The sequence below is a fragment of the Myxococcus sp. SDU36 genome (assembly GCF_030168875.1).
In the GTDB taxonomy this organism is placed as follows: domain Bacteria; phylum Myxococcota; class Myxococcia; order Myxococcales; family Myxococcaceae; genus Myxococcus; species Myxococcus vastator.
The window spans coordinates 4,182,656-4,200,535 of record NZ_CP077414.1 but is presented as its reverse complement, the minus strand read 5'-3'; the positions used below and the strand labels follow the sequence as shown (position 1 = coordinate 4,200,535).

Sequence of the window (17,880 nt, the reverse complement as noted above, 5' to 3'; positions counted from 1 at the left end):
CGTGTCCCTCTCCGCCTACTCGGGGATGGAGACGGTGAGCCCGAACCGCTTGAAGACGTCGAAGAGGAGCTCCTCTTGCTTCCTCAGCGAGTCGATCATCGCCTGCACCCGCGCGCGGCCCGCGGCGTTTCCGGTGGCGATCTCCCGGTCGAACGGCGCCTGGATCGCCTCGCCCAGGGTCACCGAGCGGTCGATCTGCGCGGTGAGCGCGTCCGCCAGCGCCGCGTCCTCGTCCGCCACCACCGCCTTGAGGCCGGTGCCTTCGATCACGGTGCCGTCCGTCCGCACGTACCGGCCGTGCCACACGTTCTGCACGCCCTTCGCGTTGAGGACCATGTCCCGGTGGGTGTTGTCGCTGAAGCACGAGTGCTCGTCCTCCTGGTCGCCCGAGTCGAGCGCGGTCTGCAGCCGCTCCCCCGCGAGCTCGAAGCCGGAAAGGACGATCATCCCGGTGAGCATCTTCTCCAGCGAGGCGCGGCCCTTCGCACCCACGAACTGCGCGCGGTAGTTGTCGCCGCCGTCTGTCCAGGCCGCGTGGACCTCCTCGAGGTGCTGCACCATCAGCGCGGAGAGGATACCGAGGTACTGCCTGCGCCGGTCCGCGTTCGCCGCGCTGACGAAGTCCGTGTGCGGGCGGGTGCCGGCGGAGGTCTCGCTGAGATCCTGGCCCCAGAGCATGAACTCGATCGCGTGGTAGCCGGTGGCGATGTTCTCCTCGCCCTCCTTCTCGTTGAGCGCCATCACAGCCTCCGCCGTCAGCGCGACAGAAGGATCGTTGATGAAGCCCGCGCCGGGCGCGCCCTGCACCGAGTCGATGTACGCCTCGTCCAGCGGCCACGCGTTGATCAGCCCCTCCGGTCCGTTTTCCGGATCGTCGATGGGGCCGTCATAGAAGCGGAACACCTCCGTCTGGCCGTACGGCTCGCGCGCCGCCTTCCACGCCGTCTGCGCCGCCGTCAGCCCTGCCGCATCCGGCGCCGCCACGAAGGCGTCCACCGCCGTCTGCAGCCGCTTCGCTTCCGCGAGCGAATCCGCGTACGACGCCTCCGCGATGCGCGCGTAGGTCTCCGCCGCCTCCCGCTCCAGCTTCCCGCCGCACGCCGTCAGCCCGAGCAGCGTCAGCGCAACCAGCCACCTCGTCGCCATCTTCTTCGACATCGCCTTCACCTCTTCACCTTCGATTCTTCGCGGTTGAGTTCGAGAGTTCAGTGCCCTGCATGGCCCGCCGGCTCACGGCATCTGGACGAGGATCGGCGTCCGGTAGGGCCAGGTGTGAATCGCGGAGGTGCCGGCCCCCAGCGAGCCGTGGAAGCTCCAGCCCCACGCGAACACCTGGTTCCCGCGCATCGCGAACCCCTGCAGCGCGCCGATGCCCACGTCGAGCACGTCTTGAATGCCGAACACCGGGAGGGTGGGCACCGGCTGATCCGCGTTCTCGGGGATCCCAAGGTTCCCGCTGCCGTTCTGCCCCCACCCGAAGAGCCGGCCCTGGGCGTCCTCGTAGAAGCCCTGGTTGCCATTCGCGTAGACGGCGCGCGCGTCGGTGATGGTCTGGATGCGGACGGGCGAGAGCACGTTGCCGCCGCTGCCGTCGACCTGGTTGCTGGCGTTGAGTCCCCAGGCCCAGAGCGTGCCGTCGCGCTTCGCCGCCAGCACGTGGTCGCGGCCGTTGGCGATCATCACCACCTCGGTGAGCCCGGGCACCTGCGCGGGGAGCGGATGCGCCGCCGACGCAGCGGACGCCTGCCCGTTACCGAGGTTTCCGTACTGGTTGCGTCCCCATGCCCACACCACGCCGTCCGCGGTCAGTGCGTAGGAGGTGGCGGAGCCGGCGGACACCTGGACGACGTTCGCGGGGAGGCCCTGGACGGGGGTGGGCGCGCTGCGGTTGTTGGCGGATCCGGAGGTGCCGTCGCCGAGCTGGCCGATGGCGTTGGCGCCGCACGACCAGACCGTGCCGTCGGAGCGGAGCGCGAGCAGATGCTCGTAGCCCCGCGCGATCGCCACTACCTGCGTGTCGGCGGCGCCGAAGTCCGCCACCTGGGCCGGGGCGATGCGCCCGTTCGTGTCGCCGAGGCAAAGCTGGCCCGAGCCGTTGTCGCCCCACGACCAGATTCGCCCGGCGGCATCGAGCGCGCTGGACGCGTTCTGGTTGAAGGCGAGCGACACGAAGGTCGTGCCCGGCACGCTCACCGCCGTGGGCGAGTGCGGCGTGGCGGGCGCGGGAAAGGTGAGCGGCACCCCGTCGACGAGCGAGACGCAGTGGGCGTGCGCGGGGCTGCCGGCCGGGTACGCGGGGTCGCACAGCAGTCCCTGCTTGCAGGCGGCGCCGGCGGAGGTGCCGGTCCCGTAGGCAGCATCGCACGCCGCGAACAGGTTCGCCGAGGCGCTCGTGGCGCAGTTGTTGGGTGCCCCGACACCGGCGGCGGCGCACACCTGGGCGCGCAGGTTGGTCACCGCCGAGCGGCAGGCCTGCGCATCCGGCGAGTCCGGCGGCTTGGGCACGAGGAAGGACGGGTTGTCACAGACGGCATGGATCGCCGTCAGCGTCGTCGCCTTGCACAGCGTGATGTCGCCGGTGCTGGTCAGGGTGCGGTCGCACCAGGCGGCGCGGCTCTCGTGGGAGACGTAGTCGAGGCCCGTCTGGCCGAGGTTGTTCCGCCCCCAGGTCGCGATGCCTCCCTGGGAGGTGACAGCGCCGCCGTGCGCCCCGCCCGAGGCGAGCCGCTGGCCGAAGTAGATTTGCCGCGTGGTCTGCACCGCGTTGCCGGCGTCGTCGGTGGCCGTCACCGTGACCTCGTTCATCGCCGGCGCCAGCATGAGCAGCGCCGTCCACGTCCCGTCGGCCGCGACCGTCGCCGCCACCTGCTGCGTGCCGAGCGCGACCTTCACCGAGGCCGCCCCGGCGTCGTCGCTCGTCGTGCCGCGCATCTGCACCTGGCGCGTCCGCACCGCCTGCCCTTCGCGCGGGAAGGTCACCGCGAGCGCCGGGGCCGCCGTGTCCTGTGCGCGCTGCACCGTCACGGTGTGCGCCGCCGCGCCGCCGCGCTCGTCCGCCACCTCGAAGCGCAGCGTGTTCTCGCCCACGTTCAGCGCCACCGAGCCGGTGAAGGTGAAGCCGCCCACGGCGGGAGCGAGGTTCAGCGCTTCGGCCTGCCCGCCCGCGGGGGTGACGGAGGCCTGCGTGATCGGGCGGGAGGAGACGATGCGGCCCGCGACCTCGACGCGGCTGCGGAGCGTCGTCTCGCCCATCAGCGGAGAGAGCACCTCGAGCAGCGGCACGGTGGTCTCCTGGATGAAGACGACGACCACCGCGTCATCGACCTTCTCGCCGCCGGAAAGCAGCTCGAGGTGGATGCGGTTGACCCCCAGCGCCAGGGTCAGCGGGATGGAGCGCGTGGCGTCCTGCGCCAAGCCCTCTTCGATGAGGAGGGGCGTGGCCTCGTCCACCTGCACCCGCAGACCGTCCGCGTCGCCGTCTCGCACCCGGACCTCGAGGGTCAGCGCCGGATCGAAGGACACGGTGCCGGTGACCGGCGAGAGGACCTCCAGGCGCGCCCTCGCGGCGACGCCGGCGTCCACCTGCCCCTCGCCGCCCGCATCCACCGCTCCCGGCCCCTCCGGAGGCACCGGGTCGGGCAGGGGCTCCACGGGAACAGGGCACGCGAGCAGGAACAGGGCGCCAAGAAGCGCGAGGGGCCGAAGCGAGGCTCTCATGGTGGCGCGGTGTAGTCGATAATGAATTTGCAAGTCAATATCATATTTTATAGAAGCTCGGGCATGAGGGTCGCGCAACGGCTGCTGTGGGTGTCGGTGATCTGGGTCGCAGGGTGTGGAGGCCCGGGCGGCTCGCAGCCGGACGCGTCGGTGCTCCCAGCGCCGGATGCGGGGAGCGGCGCGGACGCATCGGTGGAGCTGCCGGACGCTTCGGTGGAGCCGTCACCGGACGCGGGCATCCCCGCGCCGAGCGAGCCGATGCCGGATGCGAACGCGGTGGGCGGGCCCCTCACCCTCGGGAGCCACGGCACGCGGCCATTTCTCAGCCCGGCCCCGATCGACGAGGTCCTGCAGTCGGGCTTCTCGCTCGGCCGCGAGTTCTTCGTGGCGGACTGGGTGCCGGCGCCGAGCGGTGCCCGCCCCAACCTCGACGGACTCGGGCCACTGCTGAACGCGGCCTCCTGCGTGGCGTGTCATCCCGCGTCTGGACGGCCCCGCGCACTGCGCCCGGACGGGGAGGTCGACATCGGCATCCTCTTCCGGCTCGCGGGACCTTCGGGGCCGGACCCGGTCTACGGCGGCCAGCTCCAGCCGTTCGGCATCGCCGGCGTCCCGGGCGAAGGACGGGTGACGTGGCAGAGCGACGGCGGGTCACTCGCCTTCCAACTCGCCCCCGAGGCCACATGGGGTCCGCTCGCGCCCACCACGCACGCGCTGCCGCGGCTCTCGCCTCACCTGGCGGGAATGGGCCTGCTGGAGGCGGTGAGCGACGAGACCCTGCTCGCGCTCGAAGACCCGCAGGACCTCGACGGCGACGGGATCTCCGGCCGCGCGGCGCGACTTCCGAACGACGGCGGAATCGGTCGGTTCGGGTGGAAGGCGGTGCACGCCACGCTCGACGACCAGACCGCCGCGGCGTTCGCGGGAGACCTGGGGATCACCTCTCCGGGTCACCCCGACGACTGCACCGCGCTCCAGCCGTCGTGCCGGGCGATGCCCAACGGCGGCTCGCCGGAGATCGCCCGCGGGGACCTCGAAACGGTGAGCGTGTTCATGCGCCTGCTCGGCGTCCCCGCCGCACGCCGGAGCGAGGATGATCCGGTCGTTCGCCGGGGACATGCCCTCTTCGAGCACGTGGGGTGCGCATCCTGTCACCGGCAGACGCTGGTGACGGCCGCGGACGCCGCCACGCCCCGGCTGCGGAGCGTGACCTTCCAGCCCTACACCGACCTGCTCCTGCACGACATGGGGCCGGGCCTCGCCGACCCCTTCGGAGAGGGCGTCGCCGGACCCGCGGAGTGGCGGACGCCGCCCCTGTGGGGCCTGGGGCTCGTGGAGGAGAGCCCGGATGCGCGCTTCCTTCACGACGGACGGGCGCGGACGCTGCTCGAGGCCATCCGGTGGCACGGCGGCGAGGCGGAGAGCGCCCGCGTGCGCTTCGACGCGCTGTCGGCAGAGGACGCCGCCGCGCTGATGGCGTTTCTCCGCTCCCTCTGAGCCGGACGCCGACGGGCGTCGCGCACGTCGCGCCACCACGAACGCGCCGGCGGGTCAGGCCCTGCCCAGGCCGCGTGGTGTTGAGGCTCAAGACAGCCAACAGGCCCAGGCTCCTGCCACGCACCTGATGGGAGCGCGGCCTGGGCAGGCGTGTGCCCCAAGGGGGCTCAAGCGGCCTGTCCACCGGCCGGGAGCATCGCTCGGGCGGCCCCGTCAGCGGCCCTCCTCGGCCCCTCTGCATCCTCCCTCCCCCTCAACAGGGCCCCCATCCCTCCTATTCGCCGGTTCACGAAGAGCAGGTTTCTTCTTCCTCAGCTCGGCGGCACGTCGATCCGCAGCACGTCGCGAGGTGACGGCGCTCGACCAGGACCACGTTGCGGCCGAGCTTGGAGGCGTAGAGCGCGGTCTCCACGTACTCCTCGTCCTTGTAGCCGTTGCAGATGATGAGGCCGTCCTCGTCCTCGAAGAGCGCCATCACCGCCAGAAGCTCCGGCTTGGAGCCCGCCTCCAGCGCGTAGCCGTACTGCTCACCGGCGGAGACGATGGTCTCCACCACGTACCGGTGCTGGTTCACCTTGGCGGTGAGGAGCTCGGACAGGGGAGGGTGCCGTCCCGGTCTCCTCCACCTCGCGCCACCACGGGTCGATAAGCTCGACGTGACGAGGTTCAACGGGTTGCCCGAGTCTCGGCATGATCAGCGGGGCGTCGGACGGCCGCAGCTTCAAGAGGTCTTCTGCCGGTTCGTTCCACGCGTGCAGGCCGAGGTTGAACGTTCCCCAATGCACCGGGAGGAACGCGCCGCCGCCAAGCATTGCGTGCGCGTGTAGCGCGTTCGCAGGGCCGAGGTGGATGTCGTCCCAGGCAGGGTCCCAGGCGCCGACCTCGAGCATGATGAGGTCGAACGAACCGAAGCGCTCCCGGATCTCGCGGTACTCCTCCGTCAGTCCTGTGTCGCCGCTGAAGAACACGGTGTGGCGTGGTCCGCACAGCACGAAGGAGGACCAGGATGTCGCGTTGCGATCGCCGAGGCCGCGCCCGGAGAAGTGCTGGGCGGGGGCAGCGGTGATGGTCAGCCCGCGCAATTCGATCGACTCCCACCAGTCGAGTTCGAAGATTCGCTCCGCCGGCACGCCCCAAGCCTCCAGGTGCGCGCCGACACCCAGCGACGTCACGAACGGCACACCGAGTGCCAAGAGCCGCGTGATGCTCGGACGGTCGAGGTGATCATAGTGGTCGTGGGAGATGACGATCGCGTCGAGCTGCGGGAGTTGCTCGATCGAGACAGGCGCGGGGTGGAATCGCTTCGGTCCTGCGAAGGCGACAGGCGAGGCGCGCTCGCCCCACACGGGATCCGTCAGCACTCTGAAGCCGTCGATCTCGACCAGCGTCGTCGAGTGGCCGAGCCAGGTCACGCGTAGGCCGCTTTGAGTCGGCCGTTGCCAGGGCTCGCGCGGGTCGACGAGCGGAAAGGTCGCCTTCGGGACGCGCCGCTGCCGCCCGAAGACGAACTCCCGGGTCGTGGAGAGGTGTGTCCCCTTTTTGAGGCCCTGGTCGACCGGGGCGGTGTTGTGAAACTGGCCGCCGGCGAAACGCGGCGACGCCTGCACCCTCTTGAGGCGGGCCTCCTGCGCCCTGCTACGAAGCCGACGCATGGGGTTCTCCCTTCGTCGCTGCCGGAAGCGGAGCGCCCCGCGCGATTGCCTTGAGTTCCGAGCTCTCGAGTGTGTGGCTTCCGTCCCAGGCGTTGTCCAGGCCAAGCCGGAGCATCGCCCTCCCCAGTTCGACCCGATCGATGGTCAGCGAAGGGAAGACCCTGGCGAGGGGCGCCAGGAGCCAACGCTCCGCGCCCTCGGGGTGCATGGGCAGAACGCCGGTGGGGCGCACGTTGGCGTGGCGCAGAAAGCCCAGAGTCGCGAGCGCGTCCTCTGCTTCAGCCTTCACCCGAGCCCACATCATCCACGACCCCCGCTTCGTCAAGAAGCCGGAGAGGTAGACGAAGGCCGCCGAGGGGCTCTCCGCCAGAAGTGCGCGCGCAGCAGCGAGCGGATATGCGACGTGGATCTCGCGGTACGCGTCCTCACCCGCGACATTGCGCGCCGAGGTCCCAAGGCAGAAGAGGCAGCAGTCCACACCTCTGAACTCCTCTGCGATTCCTTCAAAGTGAGCGAAGTCCTTCCAGATCACCTCGCGCAATTTGGGATGCGAAGCGCCCAATGGCCGCCGGGTGATGGCGCGCACCTCCGATACCGTTGGATCCTCGAGGCACGCCTGGAGGACGCCGCTGCCCGCCGTACCCGTTGCACCGAAGAGGAGGACGAACCGGCCCTGACTCCGCCGTTGTTCCGTCATGGGGTCACGTCCTTTGAGTTCGAGAGAGTCATGTCTGGGGCTGAGCCGTGCCGGCGACGACCGTGGCGACGCATGAGGAGGCGACCCACGGCGACGGCGAGGACGGCCGCGGCGAGTCCCGCCCATGCGGACAGTGGCGCCCCTCGCAAGAGCTCGAAGGCCTCGTCCCCGTAGTAGCTGATCACGAACAGCGGAACGACGTATCCGACGGCTGATGCTCCGAGGTGCGTCCAGAAGCCCACCCTTGAGATGCCGAAGAGCGCGTGCAGCATCGGCATCATCAGGAACACGAGCCGGAGAGCGGCAACCGTCGCAAACCCCCGTCGTGCCAGGGGGCCCTCGTACGTGCGGAAGCGCGCAGGGATGCGCTTTGTCATCCAGTCGCGCGCGACGAACCTGGCCAACGAGAATCCGACGACACTCGCCGCGAGCGTTCCTGACATCGAGACAGCGAAGGCGATGGGCCAGGGCCAGATGAGTGGCGCGGCGAGAACGAAGGCCACTCCGGAGACGCCGAGAGGCTGCAGGAACGCGTACGCGACGACGAAGGCCACAAGTCCCAACGCACCGAGGCCGAGGATGGCCTGCCTGGCTTGTTCTGGCTCGGAGACGAGCTGCAACAGCCCGAAGTGATGCGCCGCGATCAGCAAGAGCGGGGCGGCAAGGACCGTCGTACCGCGGGTGAGCGTCCTCGCGGGGATCATGCTGGCCCGCTGGCTCATGTGGTCTTCGCCTCGAGCCCGGTGAGCATGATCGACACGGTTCGCGCGAGCGCTCGCTCAGCGTCAACCTCGAGCGCGCACAGTTCGGGGTGCGCGCAGGCCTGTCTTGCCGCCCTGGATGGGTGCGCGGCGGGCCACATCCCGGAGACGTAGAAGCACAAGGTCGTCACGAGCCAGAGACCGTCTTCAACGGACAGCCAGGGCAGCGACTGTCGGAGCGCGTCGATGGCGCGCGAAACGTCAAGGGCCGACCTGAGCTTGAGGGCAACCTGCGCCCGAGCCTTGCCGCGCGGCCGCCGCGGCGGCGGGACCGCTTCTTCCGCCGCGGAAGGCCGCACGCAGGCAACTTCCGAGGCGACCGTGGCGGCGTCCCCGCGGCCCTGCACGGGCGCCTCCGCGAGCACGGGGTCCGGCGCCGGAGGGAGGACGGGCGCGTCGAGTACCGCACGAGGAAGGGGCAGGTCCTGGTCTTCACCGCAGAGGCGCTGATGAAGCGGCTGTTGGCGGTGATGCCTCCGCGGGGCGTGCACCTGACCAGGTTTCACGGGGCCTTCGCGCCGAACGCGGCCCTGCGTTCGCGGGTGGTGCGGCCCGTGCCGTCGTCTCCGGAGACGGGAGGCCAGGTCGGGTCCACCGTCGGGGCAGGGGCGTGGTGGAGCGGGAGGAGGCGCGCGCTCGGCGGCCGAGACTGGACTGGGCGACGCTGCAGCGGCGGACCTTCGACGCAGACGTGAACCTTCGGGAAGGAGAAGCAGAACGAGCCGGGCCGCATATTCACCTTCGGGGCGTTCGTCCCGCGCTTCATTACGTACAGCGAGAACAACAACAAGCACTCCAGCGTCGTCACCAAGCGGCAGATCCTTGATGACCACCTACTCCCCGTATTCGCGAACACGCCTCTTGATGCCATCGGTCCAGCGGAAATCGAGGACTTCAAGGCCGCGATGCGGAAGAAGCCAGCGGGCATTCCCGGTAGGAAGGACGCCCCCTCACAGGATGCCCTGCGCAAACGCAAGGGAGCCGGGGGGAAGCTCCTGAGTCTCAAGTCCGTCAACAACGTCCTGACCGTGCTGCACAAGTTGCTCGCACTGGCCCAGGAACAGGGCGTGCTCCAACACGTCCCGCGCGTGAAGCGTTCAAGACGGCGAAGCCCGCTTTCGACTTCCTCTCTTTCGAGGAAGCCGAGCGATTGATCGACGCGGCGGAACCAGAGTGGCGGACGCTGCTCCTGTTGGCGCTCAAGACGGGACTTCGCCACGGAGAGCTGATCGGGCTCCAGTGGGGAGACCTCGACTTGCCGCGCGGCAAGCTCCAGGTGCGCCGTTCCATCTGGCAGGGGGTGACGGGACTGCCCAAGGGAGGCCGGGGCCGGACGGTGGACCTGCCCGCATCGGCCGCTACCTTGCGATGCGGGGCATCCCCCTCAAGGTCATCCAGGAACTGATGGGGCACGCCACCATCGACATGACGATGCGGTACGCGCACCTGTCACCCGAAGCGCGGGAGAGCGCGGTGCAGGCGCTTGACCGGCCCATGCCGCAGGCACACGCCGTTCCGGGCTAGCAACGCCGGAGGGGCACATGGGGGGCGCACGACGGGACGGAGGAAAAACAAAAGCCCAGCAACCCCGTAGGATTGCTGGGCTTCGTCGAGCGAGGAGTACGGGACTTGAACCCGTGGCCTCCGGCGTGACAGGCCGGCGTTCTAACCAACTGAACTAACTCCCCAGACGGTTACCGCGAGCGGCAGGGCCGAAAACCGAACCTCTCACTAAAAGGCGAAGAGCCCGGAACCTTGCGATTCCGGGCCCTTCTTATTGGCGAGGAGTACGGGACTTGAACCCGTGGCCTCCGGCGTGACAGGCCGGCGTTCTAACCAACTGAACTAACTCCCCACATCGGCACAACTGTGGGCGGAACAGGGATTGAACCTGTGACCATCGCCTTGTAAGGGCGCCGCTCTACCGCTGAGCTATCCGCCCGTCAGGCGTCCGCCGCGCTTCGGTGAGGCGGGCTTTTATCGGCCTCATCCAACACTGTCAAGCATACGCTTCGGCAGCCCCGATCATTCCAGGAGGCCGCCCGGGCCCTGGTGGGCATCCGGGCGGCCAGCCTGAAAGCCGCCTGGCTACGGGATGACCGTGCCGATGTCCCCACCGCTGAAGCCGTTGGTGCTGCCACCCCGGTCGTTCCGGTCGCCGTAGCAGAACGGCCCGCCGTTGAGCGAGTAGCGGTACGTGTAGGACGTCCCGGCCGGCACGCCCGTGGGCAGGCTCACGGCGTACTGGTCATTGTCGCCCGCGTCGCTGAGGTACGTCGCCGCCACCCACGTCCAGCCGGAGACGCCCGGGTCGCTGCTCGCGGGGCCATGGCCGAGCTCCGCGACGACGCCCGCGCCCTGGCCTCCTCCGGGCGTGACGCCTTCCGCCCACAACTGGCCGTAGACGATACGCGGGTCTCCTTCGGCGCCCGCCGCGATTTCAAAGGGCCACTGGAGGTTGCAGTAGCCAATCCCCGCGTGGTTGCCCACCGTGAGGGCGTGCTGCTGGCCCAGCGTGTAGCCGCCCACGTCGCTGCCGTCCTTGTCGCAGTACGTCCACGTGGTGCCGTCGGTGGAGTAGCGCAGGCTGACGGCGCGGTCGCCGGTGTAGGCCGGCGTCACGGTGGTGGAGAACTCATCCGTGTCCGCCTCGCCGTCGGCCTCGCTGGCGTACTCCGCGGCCTTCCAGGTGAACGTGGCCGCCTGGGTGGACGCGTTGGCGTCCGCCGCGCCCACGCCGACCTGCACCTGGACGTTCGCGCCCGGGCCCTCGCCCGCGGTGACGCCCGGGATGTGCACCCGGCCCACCACGGTGACGGTGTCGCCGCTGCCCACCGTCGTGCCGCTCACGCTCTGGAGGCGGCAGTAGGCATCCGTGGGCTCGGGGTCCGGGTCTTCGCTCACCGCCAGGCTGCCCGTCAGCGCCGCGTCGAAGCCGTCCGGGCCGGTGCTGTTGCCGTCCGCGTCGCAGTAGAGGAACTCGCCGCCGTTCACCTGGAAGCGGTAGGCGAACCGGTAGCCGCCCACCACGCCCGGGTTGGGCAGCGTGGCCTGGTACCGGTCGTTGCCGAAGAAGTCCTCCGCGAACTGGCCCGTCGTGCTCCAGTCCCACCCACCGGACGTGGCCGGGTCCTCACCGGCGGGGCCCCAGCCGAGCTGGCCCACGATGCCCGCGCCCTCGCCCGTGGTGGTGTCGGTGATGCCCGCCACGTTCACGTACGCGACGATGACGTGGCTGGCCGCCTCACCGGCGGTGTACGCCAGCGACTGCGGCGTGTTGTTCCCGTCCGGCCCCAGCTTGCAGTAGTTGACGACGTTGATGGCCTGCGCCTCCGTCACCGTGAGCGTGCCCGTCAGCGCGGCGTCGAAGCCGGTGGCCCCGCCGCTGTTGCCGTCCGCGTCGCACAGCAGGAACGCGCCATCGTTCACCTGGAAGCGATAGGCGAACCGGTAGCTGCCCGCCGTGCCCGGGTTGGGCAGCGTGGCCTCGTACACGTCATTGCTCCCGAGGTCCGACGCGTATTCGCCGCCCGTGGCCCAGCTCCACTGTGAGGACGTGGCCGGGTTCTCTCCGGCGGGGCCCCAGCCCAACTGACCCACGATGCCTTCGCCCTCGCCGGCCGCGTTCGTCACGCCCTGTACGTACACCTGCGCCTCTACCCGGCGGCTGGCCGTGGTGGTCGTCGTGTACGTCACCGTCTCCGGGGTGGTGTTCCCATCCGGCCCCAGCTTGCAGTAGCCGATGACGCGCGGGATGACGGGCTGGCCCGTCACGTTGAGCGTGCCGAGCTGGTCCAGCTCGAAGTCCTGGCCGCCGTCGTCCACGCCGTTGCCGTCGCACACGCGGATGGGGCCGCCGTCGTGGCTGAAGCGCACCGCGTAGCGGTACTCGCCGTTGATGGCCGGGTTGGGCAGCGTGCCCTTCCACTGGTCGTTGACCTCGAAGTTGTCCTGGTCGAAGGTCAGCTGGGCCGACCAGTTCCACAGCGGCGAGGTGCGCGGGTCCTCACCCACGGGGCCCCAGCCGAGCTGGCCCGCGAGGCCCGGCCCCGCGCCCTCCCTGTCCGTCACGCCCGGCAGGTTGACCTGGGCGTGCACCGTCTTCAGGCCCGAGGTCTGCGTCGTCGTGTAGTTGATGACCTCGGGCGGCGTCTGGTCGAGGCCAATCTTGCACCACGTCACCGGCGGCTTCGGCGCCTCGTCACCCACGGTGAGCGTGCCCAGCTTGGACAGGCTGAAGGTCAGCTCGCCCTCGGTGCTGTCGTTGACGCCGTCCACGTCGCAGAAGCGCCACGCGTTCTCGCTGATGCTGAAACGGTAGGCGACGCGCCAGGTGCCCAAGGTGCCCGGGTTGGGCAGGTCGGCTTCCCACTCGTCGTTGTTGCCGTGGTCCGTCTTGTACGTGGCGTTCACCCACGTCCAGCCGCCGTCGGTGCGCGGGTCCGAGTCCGCCGGGCCGTAGCCGAGCTGCGCCACCAGGCCCGAGCCCGCGCCGCTGCCCTGGGTGACGCCCGCCGCGTATACCTGGCCGGCCACCTTGATGAGCGTGGTGTCTCCCGGCCGGTAGAAGACGTTGAGCGGCCCGCGGTTGTTGTCCGGGCCCAGCTTGCAGTAGTCCACGCGCGGCCGGGAGATGAACACCCGGCGCAGCATGTCCTCCGACACGCCGTTGGCGCTGCCATCGCCGTCCGCCATCACCCACGTGGCGCCGTTGTCGATGGAGAAGCGCATGGTGACGACCCACTCGCGGCTCTCCCCGCCAATGGCCGGCTGGAGCAGCACGGTGCCCTGGTAGATGTCCGCCTCGCGGCTGTCGGAGTCCGCCTCGTAGGTGGCCTCCTCCCAGGTGTAGCTTTCCGGGTTGAGCAGCTCCGCGTCCGCCGGGGCGAAGCCCACCTGCGCGCGGATGCCGCCGCCCTGGCCCGTGCCGCGGGTGATGCCGGCCACGGTGACGGCGCCGCGCACGGTGGTGCCCACCGGCTGGCCGTTGCTGACCGCGTCCACGTTGCCGTTGAGCACCTCTGCCTGGTCGATGTTCGCCGACGGCGCGCCTTCGTAGGTGAAGCCGCCCACCAGGGTGCCGTGGGCGCTGTCGGGGTTCACCACGCGCACGTCCACCACGCCGGAAGTGGCCGTGGGGGTGTAGCCGTAGATGCGGTAGGTGTTGACCACCACCACCCGCAGGGCCTCCTGCTGGCCGAAGTACAGCTTCGCGCCTTCCTTGAAGCCGGAGCCGTAGACGTTGATGAGGGTGTTTCCCGCGACGGGGCCGCCCGAGGGCTGGACCTCCCGCACGATGGGCGCGTTGTCGCTGGGAGCAGGGCCTCCGTCTGAGTCATCGCCACAGGCGACGACCAGCAGAGGCAGGACGAGGAAGAGGGCACGGAGGCAGCGAGACGACATCGACATCACCCCTTGACGCCGCCAGCGGTCAACCCGCCGACGAGGTGTTTCTGGAGAGCGAAGAACAAAGCCATGACCGGCGCGGAGACGATGAGCGCGCCCGCGGCGAACTTGCCCCACTCCACCTTGTGCTCGCCGACGAAGCGCTGGAGCGCGACGGGCAGGGTGAAGCGGGACGGGTCATTGAGCAGCGTGGCGGCGAGGATGAACTCGTTCCACGCCGTCATGAAGGAGAAGAGCGCTGTCACGGCCAACGCGGGCCGGGCCAGCGGGAGCACCACGCGCACGAACACCTGGAAGGTGGAGGCGCCGTCCATCACCGCCGCCTCTTCCAGCTCGCGCGGCAGCGTGTCGAAGTAGCCCTTGAGGTTCCAGATGCAGAAGGGCAGGGCGGTGGTGGCGTAGACGAGGACGAGCCCCGTGAGGCTGTCCAGCAGGTGCAGCTTCTGGAGGATGCTGTAGATGGGCACCATCATCAGCGTCGCCGGGAACATCTGCGTCACCAGCAGCGCCTGCATCCCACCTTCCTTGCCGGGGAAGCGGAAGCGCGACAGCGCGTAGGCCGCGGACACCGCCAGCGTCAGGCCCACCAGCGTGGTGGCGCCGGCCACGATGATGCTTGCCAGGAGCTGCCGACCGAACACCCACCGCCCCGCCGCGTCCGTGCCGGAGAGCACCTGCCGGAAGTGCTCCAGCGTGACGGTGTCGGGGAAGGGGTTGGCGGTGAGCGCCAGTCCATCCGTGGGCGACAGCGCCATCTTCACCACCCAAAGCACCGGGTAGAGCGTGGCCATGCACAACAGCGTCAGCCCGGCGTGGATGGCGGCCATCTTCAAGCGCGAGGGGCGGTTCATCCCATCACCTCCGAGGACGACCGCATCAGGCGCCTGGTGAAGGTGGACCAGGCCAGCAACACCACGAAGATGAGGACCGAGTACGCCGCCGCGAAGCCGTACTGCTCGTTGCGCTGGAAGGCCCAACGGTAGGCTTCGGACACCAGGATGTCGGTGCCGCCACCCGGCTCACCGCCGGACACCAGGTAGATGATGTTGAACATGTTGAAGGTCCACACGCTGCCCAGGATGACGGCCGGCAGCATGGCGGGCTTCAGCAGCGGCAGGGTGATGCGGCGGAACTGCGTCCACTTGCTCGCGCCGTCCACCTCCGCGGCCTCGTAGAGCTCCTGGGGGATGGACTGGAGCGCGCCCAGCGCCACCACCATCATGAAGGGGAAGCCCAGCCAGGTGTTGGTGGCCACGTTGGCCGCGAAGGCCGTGGAGAAGCGCGTGAACCAGCTCACCGGCTCCAAATCCAGGGCCACCAGCAGGCCGTTTATGGCGCCGAACTGCCGGTGGAACATGCCCTTCCACATGAGCGCGGTGATGTAGTTGGGCACGGCCCAGGGGATGATGAGCAGCACCCGGTAGACTCCCCGCAGCTTCAGCAGCGGATCCTTCAACAGCAGCGCCAGGAACAGGCCGATGCTGACGTGGAGCACCACGTTGACCACCGCCCACAGCAGCGTCACGGCCAGCGTGAAGTAGAAGGACAGGGGCTCGGTGAGGCTGTAGCCGCGGCTGGCCAGGATGTCCACGAAGTTGGCCAAGCCCACGAAGGAGTACGCCCCTGCCTCGTGGTGGAACAGGGACAGGCTGAGGCCCACCGCGAAGGGGACGAACACCAGCACCGCCACCCCGGCCGCCGCGGGGGTGATGTACGCCACCGCCTGCGCCACGTCCGGATACCGCCGCTTGAAGGGCAGCGTCGCCGCCGGGCGCCGCAGCACATAGACGGACCCGCCCAGCGCCATGGCGCCCACCAATCCCAGCCAGGGCAGCGGGCTGGCCTCGGGCGGGCGCTCGCGGTGCAGCGCGCGGTAGCGCCGGTCCGCCAGCGCGCCCGCGTCCTGGGGCTCGGTGCCGCCCTGGAGCACGGCGCGCAGCGCCAGCTTCATGGGCTCCCACACGCGCGCCATCTCCAGCGTGTTGGGCATGGGCGTCGCGTGGCGGGCCGCCTCACGGAAGGAGGAGATGAGCGTGTCCTCCCGCACCTCGCGCAAGCGGTACGCGGCCACGTCCGCCGGAATCTGCCGGCCCACCGTGGCGCGCACGCGCGAGGCCTCGCCCAGCGAGATGAAGCGCGCCAGCGCCTGGGCCTGCTCCGCGCGCGCGGAGCGCGAGGACACGTAGGCCGTCTCCACGCCCAGGAAGGGGCGGATGGGGATGTTCGTGGCGCTCACCACCGGCAGCCCCACCACGCGGTAGTCCACGTCCGGGCCAATCTCCCCGGCGAACCAGGGCCCGCTGATGACCATGGCGGCGCGGCCGTCGTTGAAGAGGCTCTTCACCAGCGCGCCCGAGGCCTCCTGGGGAATGAAGCGCCGGTCCTGCAGGTCCTTCACGAAGGCCAGCGAGCGGGCCATGCCTTGCGTGTCGAAGCTCGCGCGGCCGGAGGCGTCGAACAGCTCGCCGCCGAAGCCGAAGACGAAGCCCGCGTGGAAGTAGAAGTCACCACTCTCGTAGGCCATGCCGAAGCGGCCCTCGCCCGCGTCCGACAGCGCGGGCAGCATCGCCAGCAGCGCGTCCGTCGTCTCCGGAGGCTGGGGCACGAGCTTCGTGTTGACGTACAGCGCCAGCGACTTGAGCGACATGGGATAGCCGTACACCTGGCCATCCACCTCCAGCGCCTCGATGGCGTTGGGGAAATAGTCGTCGCGCGCCAGGCCGCTGGCGGGAGCCACCAGGCGCTGCGCGTGGAAGTTGCGCAGCCGCTCGTGGTTGAAGATGAAGACGTCCGGGCCCACGCCATGCGGAATGGCGTTGGTCAGCTTGGCCGCGTAGGCGTCGTAGGGCAGGGCGAGCAGCTCCACCTGGACGCCCGTCTTCGCGGTGAAGAGCTCCGTGGCCTGGACGAGCGCCGTCTCCTCGCCGCCGCGGTACGCGTGCCACAGCTTCAGCGGCTTCGCCGTCTCCGGCGCCGCGTGCGCGCTCAGCGCCGTGGCGAGCAGCGCCAGCCCGAACCACCGGCTCACGACGCGACCTCCAACGGGGCGCGCTGCTCCGGATGGCGCAGCGCCACCGCGCCGTCCTGGGAGAAGACGTGCAGCGCGTCCGCCATGGGGGCCAGATGCACCTGGTCACCCACCGCGACGTTGACGCCCCTGTCGAAGCGCGCGGCCACCAGTCCGGCCTCCGTGGTGACGAAGGCGTACCCGTCGAAGCCCAGGCGCTCCACCGCGTCCACGGTGCCGGTGAGCGGCCCCTGGGCCACCACGCGCAGGTCCTGGGGCCGCAGGCCGAGCAGCACCGTGGCTTGCTCGGTGGGCACGTCCGCGGGACAGGGCAGGGTGAAGCCCTTGCCGGTAAACCGCGCCCCCTCGCGCCGCGCCTCCAGGAAGTTCATGGCGGGCGAGCCGAGGAACCCCGCGACGAACTGGTTGGCGGGGCGGTTGTAGAGCTCCAGCGGCGGTCCCACCTGCTGGAGGAGCCCGCCATTGAAGACGGCCACGCGGGTGGCCAGCGTCATGGCCTCCACCTGGTCGTGGGTGACGTAGATCATCGTCGCGCCCAGCCGGCGGTGCAGCCGCGCCAGCTCGCCGCGCATCTGGACGCGGAGCGCGGTGTCCAGGTTGGAGAGGGGCTCGTCGAAGAGGAAGACCTTGGGCCTGCGGACGATGGCGCGTCCCATGGCCACGCGCTGGCGCTGGCCGCCGGACAGGGCCTTGGGCTTTCGCTCCAGCAGGTGGCGCAGCTCCAGCATCCCGGCCACCTCCTGCACGCGCGCGTCAATCTCCGCGGCGGGGAACTTCCGGAGCGTCAGGCCGAAGGCCAGGTTCTCCCGCACCGTCATGTGCGGGTAGAGCGCGTAGGACTGGAACACCATCGCCACGTCGCGATCACGCGGCGGCACGTCGTTCACCCGGGCGCCCCCGATGCGCACCTCGCCCGCGTCCACCTGTTCCAGTCCCGCGATGAGCCGAAGCAGGGTCGTCTTCCCGCACCCGGAGGGGCCGACCATCACCAGGAATTCACCTTCGCCCACCTGAAGGTCCACGCCCTTCACGATGAGGTTCTGGCCAAACGACTTCTTGATCCCACTCAGGGTGACTTCGGACAAGTCGTGCTCGGAAATTGACGGGGAGACGGTCGCGCAC

At 69.9% G+C, this 17,880-nt stretch carries 11 protein-coding genes, 3 tRNA genes and 2 pseudogenes; 2 read left to right on the top strand and 14 right to left on the bottom strand.

Annotation, left to right across the window (positions count from 1 at the left end):
* Positions 1-15 precede the first annotated feature (15 nt).
* Positions 16-1,158, bottom strand: coding sequence for an imelysin family protein (locus KGD87_RS16530; protein WP_284668361.1), 1,143 nt, complete (start codon positions 1,156-1,158; stop codon positions 16-18).
* A 72-nt stretch (positions 1,159-1,230) separates the two neighbouring features.
* Positions 1,231-3,717: a hypothetical protein gene (locus tag KGD87_RS16525; RefSeq protein WP_284668360.1), complete on the bottom strand. Its 2,487-nt coding sequence runs from the start codon at positions 3,715-3,717 to the stop codon at positions 1,231-1,233.
* Between the two features lie 63 nt (positions 3,718-3,780).
* Between KGD87_RS16525 and KGD87_RS16520 the strand changes: the two genes are divergently transcribed.
* Entirely contained in the window at positions 3,781-5,214 is a 1,434-nt protein-coding gene (locus KGD87_RS16520) for a di-heme oxidoredictase family protein (protein ID WP_284668359.1), read from the top strand.
* Positions 5,215-5,575: 361 nt separating this feature from the next.
* Here the strand turns inward: KGD87_RS16520 and KGD87_RS16515 are convergent.
* The 5 genes and pseudogenes from KGD87_RS16515 to KGD87_RS16495 all read right to left on the bottom strand — a co-directional run.
* Positions 5,576-5,791 (bottom strand): annotated as a pseudogene (locus KGD87_RS16515) (biosynthetic arginine decarboxylase); the annotation flags it as partial.
* The gene (locus KGD87_RS16510) at positions 5,742-6,866 is read right to left on the bottom strand and encodes an MBL fold metallo-hydrolase (protein WP_284668358.1); all 1,125 of its coding nucleotides are present in this window, start codon (positions 6,864-6,866) and stop codon (positions 5,742-5,744) included. The pseudogene KGD87_RS16515 and the gene KGD87_RS16510, both read right to left, overlap by 50 nt.
* Positions 6,850-7,563 (bottom strand): Rossmann-fold NAD(P)-binding domain-containing protein, encoded by a 714-nt coding sequence (locus tag KGD87_RS16505; protein ID WP_284668357.1) that lies wholly within the window; start codon positions 7,561-7,563, stop codon positions 6,850-6,852. The genes KGD87_RS16510 and KGD87_RS16505 overlap by 17 nt, the downstream gene beginning before the upstream one ends.
* Complete coding sequence (locus tag KGD87_RS16500) at positions 7,560-8,285, bottom strand: TVP38/TMEM64 family protein (RefSeq protein ID WP_284668356.1); 726 nt, start codon at positions 8,283-8,285, stop codon at positions 7,560-7,562. Before KGD87_RS16500 ends, KGD87_RS16505 begins: the two co-directional genes overlap by 4 nt.
* On the bottom strand, positions 8,282-8,689 hold the full coding sequence (locus KGD87_RS16495) for a hypothetical protein (protein WP_284668355.1): 408 nt from the start codon (positions 8,687-8,689) through the stop codon (positions 8,282-8,284). Before KGD87_RS16495 ends, KGD87_RS16500 begins: the two co-directional genes overlap by 4 nt.
* A gap of 330 nt (positions 8,690-9,019) precedes the next feature.
* Between KGD87_RS16495 and KGD87_RS37070 the strand changes: the two are divergent.
* Positions 9,020-9,848 (top strand): annotated as a pseudogene (locus KGD87_RS37070) (tyrosine-type recombinase/integrase); the annotation flags it as partial.
* A 90-nt stretch (positions 9,849-9,938) separates the two neighbouring features.
* On the opposite strand, the gene KGD87_RS16485 reads toward KGD87_RS37070, so the two are convergent.
* The 7 genes from KGD87_RS16485 to KGD87_RS16455 form a co-directional block, all read right to left on the bottom strand.
* Positions 9,939-10,012 (bottom strand) — tRNA-Asp (locus tag KGD87_RS16485).
* A gap of 90 nt (positions 10,013-10,102) precedes the next feature.
* A tRNA-Asp gene (locus KGD87_RS16480) sits at positions 10,103-10,179 on the bottom strand.
* Positions 10,180-10,194: 15 nt separating this feature from the next.
* Positions 10,195-10,266, bottom strand: a tRNA-Val gene (locus KGD87_RS16475).
* Positions 10,267-10,412: 146 nt separating this feature from the next.
* Complete coding sequence (locus KGD87_RS16470) at positions 10,413-13,727, bottom strand: IPT/TIG domain-containing protein (RefSeq protein WP_284668354.1); 3,315 nt, start codon at positions 13,725-13,727, stop codon at positions 10,413-10,415.
* A 5-nt stretch (positions 13,728-13,732) separates the two neighbouring features.
* Positions 13,733-14,581: a sugar ABC transporter permease gene (locus KGD87_RS16465; protein ID WP_284668353.1), complete on the bottom strand. Its 849-nt coding sequence runs from the start codon at positions 14,579-14,581 to the stop codon at positions 13,733-13,735.
* A complete protein-coding gene (locus KGD87_RS16460; protein ID WP_284668352.1) occupies positions 14,578-16,758 on the bottom strand; it encodes an extracellular solute-binding protein in 2,181 nt (726 codons plus the stop codon). Before KGD87_RS16460 ends, KGD87_RS16465 begins: the two co-directional genes overlap by 4 nt.
* Positions 16,755-17,843, bottom strand: a complete 1,089-nt coding sequence (locus tag KGD87_RS16455) for an ABC transporter ATP-binding protein (RefSeq protein ID WP_284668351.1) — start codon at positions 17,841-17,843, stop codon at positions 16,755-16,757. The genes KGD87_RS16460 and KGD87_RS16455 overlap by 4 nt, the downstream gene beginning before the upstream one ends.
* Between the last annotated feature and the right edge of the window lie 37 nt (positions 17,844-17,880).

Excerpts from the sequence above, each read along its gene's own strand:
- KGD87_RS16510 (WP_284668358.1), bottom strand. The coding sequence starts at position 6,866 with ATGCGTCGGCTTCGTAGCAGGGCGCAGGAGGCCCGCCTCAAGAGGGTG.
- KGD87_RS16470 (WP_284668354.1), bottom strand. The coding sequence starts at position 13,727 with ATGTCGTCTCGCTGCCTCCGTGCCCTCTTCCTCGTCCTGCCTCTGCTG.
- KGD87_RS16530 (WP_284668361.1), bottom strand. The coding sequence starts at position 1,158 with ATGTCGAAGAAGATGGCGACGAGGTGGCTGGTTGCGCTGACGCTGCTC.
- KGD87_RS16525 (WP_284668360.1), bottom strand. The coding sequence starts at position 3,717 with ATGAGAGCCTCGCTTCGGCCCCTCGCGCTTCTTGGCGCCCTGTTCCTG.
- KGD87_RS16465 (WP_284668353.1), bottom strand. The coding sequence starts at position 14,581 with ATGAACCGCCCCTCGCGCTTGAAGATGGCCGCCATCCACGCCGGGCTG.
- KGD87_RS16520 (WP_284668359.1), top strand. The coding sequence starts at position 3,781 with ATGAGGGTCGCGCAACGGCTGCTGTGGGTGTCGGTGATCTGGGTCGCA.
- KGD87_RS16500 (WP_284668356.1), bottom strand. The coding sequence starts at position 8,285 with ATGAGCCAGCGGGCCAGCATGATCCCCGCGAGGACGCTCACCCGCGGT.
- KGD87_RS16505 (WP_284668357.1), bottom strand. The coding sequence starts at position 7,563 with ATGACGGAACAACGGCGGAGTCAGGGCCGGTTCGTCCTCCTCTTCGGT.